This window comes from Psychrobacter sp. SZ93C1, assembly GCF_015864635.1.
GTDB classification, from domain to species: Bacteria; Pseudomonadota; Gammaproteobacteria; order Pseudomonadales; family Moraxellaceae; genus Psychrobacter; species Psychrobacter fozii.
In genome coordinates this window covers 1-2,311 of record NZ_JADYWY010000020.1, presented here as the reverse complement: position 1 = coordinate 2,311, position 2,311 = coordinate 1, and the positions used below count along the sequence as shown (strand labels likewise).

General features: G+C 51.0%; 1 rRNA gene. It reads left to right on the top strand.

The features are described 5' to 3' along the window. A 23S ribosomal RNA gene (locus tag I6E83_RS14575) occupies positions 1-2,311 on the top strand; the annotation flags it as partial.

The window sequence follows — 2,311 nt, the reverse complement described above, 5'->3', positions numbered from 1 at the left end:
TGTAGCGAGGTTAACCGAATAGGGTAGCCGTAGGGAAACCGAGTCTTAACTGGGCGACTAGTTGCAAGGTATAGACCCGAAACCCGGTGATCTAGCCATGGGCAGGTTGAAGGTTGAGTAACATCAACTGGAGGACCGAACCCACTAACGTTGAAAAGTTAGGGGATGACCTGTGGCTAGGAGTGAAAGGCTAATCAAACCGGGAGATAGCTGGTTCTCCCCGAAATCTATTTAGGTAGAGCCTCGGACGAATACTTACGGGGGTAGAGCACTGTTAAGGCTAGGGGGTCATCCCGACTTACCAACCCTTTGCAAACTCCGAATACCGTAAAGTAATATCCGGGAGACACACGGCGGGTGCTAACGTCCGTCGTGAAGAGGGAAACAACCCAGACCGCCAGCTAAGGTCCCAAAGTCATAGTTAAGTGGGAAACGATGTGGAAAGGCCCAGACAGCCAGGAGGTTGGCTTAGAAGCAGCCATCCTTTAAAGAAAGCGTAATAGCTCACTGGTCGNGCGTAATAGCTCACTGGTCGAGTCGGTCTGCGCGGAAGATGTAACGGGGCTAAACTATGCACCGAAGCTGCGGATTCAGAATTTATTCTGAGTGGTAGGGGAGCGTTCTGTAAGCCGTTGAAGGTGTACCGGGAGGTATGCTGGAGGTATCAGAAGTGCGAATGCTGACATGAGTAACGATAATGGGAGTGAAAAACTCCCACGCCGGAAGACCAAGGGTTCCTATCCCATGTTAATCAGGGTAGGGTAAGTCGACCCCTAAGGCGAGGCCGAAAGGCGTAGTCGATGGGAAACAGATTAATATTTCTGTACTCGATATAATTGCGATGGGGGGACGGAGCAGGCTAAGCAAGCATAGCGTTGGTAGTCTATGTGAAAGTGAGTAGGGCGTTTGTTTAGGTAAATCCGGACAAACATTAAACCTGAGACACGAGACGAGTCACTACGGTGATGAAGTTGCTGATGCCATACTTCCAGGAAAAGCCTCTAAGCTTCAGATTATATGGAATCGTACCCCAAACCGACACAGGTGGTCAGGTAGAGAATACTAAGGCGCTTGAGAGAACTCGGGTGAAGGAACTAGGCAAAATCGTACCGTAACTTCGGGAGAAGGTACGCTCCTATCTGTGATGAGACTTGCTCTCTAAGCGGACGGGAGCCGCAGTGACCAGGTGGCTGGGACTGTTTATTAAAAACACAGCACTGTGCAAAATCGCAAGATGACGTATACGGTGTGACACCTGCCCGGTGCCGGAAGGTTAATTGATGGGGTTATCTTCGGAGAAGCTCTTGATCGAAGCCCCGGTAAACGGCGGCCGTAACTATAACGGTCCTAAGGTAGCGAAATTCCTTGTCGGGTAAGTTCCGACCTGCACGAATGGTGTAACCATGGCCACGCTGTCTCCACCCGAGACTCAGTGAAATTGAAATCGCAGTGAAGATGCTGTGTACCCGCGGCTAGACGGAAAGACCCCGTGAACCTTTACTACAGCTTGGCACTGAACATTGAACCTACATGTGTAGGATAGGTGGGAGACTTTGAAGCAGCGACGCTAGTTGTTGTGGAGTCAACCTTGAAATACCACCCTTGTAGTTTTGATGTTCTAACGTTGGCCCCTGAATCGGGGTTACGGACAGTGCCTGGTGGGTAGTTTGACTGGGGCGGTCTCCTCCTAAAGAGTAACGGAGGAGCACGAAGGTTGGCTAAGTACGGTCGGACATCGTACGGTTAGTGTAATGGTAGAAGCCAGCTTAACTGCGAGACAGACACGTCGAGCAGGTACGAAAGTAGGTCATAGTGATCCGGTGGTTCTGAATGGAAGGGCCATCGCTCAACGGATAAAAGGTACTCCGGGGATAACAGGCTGATACCGCCCAAGAGTTCATATCGACGGCGGTGTTTGGCACCTCGATGTCGGCTCATCACATCCTGGGGCTGAAGTCGGTCCCAAGGGTATGGCTGTTCGCCATTTAAAGTGGTACGCGAGCTGGGTTTAGAACGTCGTGAGACAGTTCGGTCCCTATCTGCCGTGGGCGTTTGAGAATTGAGAGGGGTTGCTCCTAGTACGAGAGGACCGGAGTGAACGAACCGCTGGTGTTCGGGTTGTCATGCCAATGGCATTGCCCGGTAGCTACGTTCGGAACTGATAAGCGCTGAAAGCATCTAAGCGCGAAGCAGGCCTCGAGATGAGTTCTCACTAGACTTTTAAAGTCTCTGAAGGGCCGTTGAAGACTACAACGTTGATAGGCAAGATGTGGAAGTGGTGTGAGCCATTAAGCTAACTTGTACTAATTAC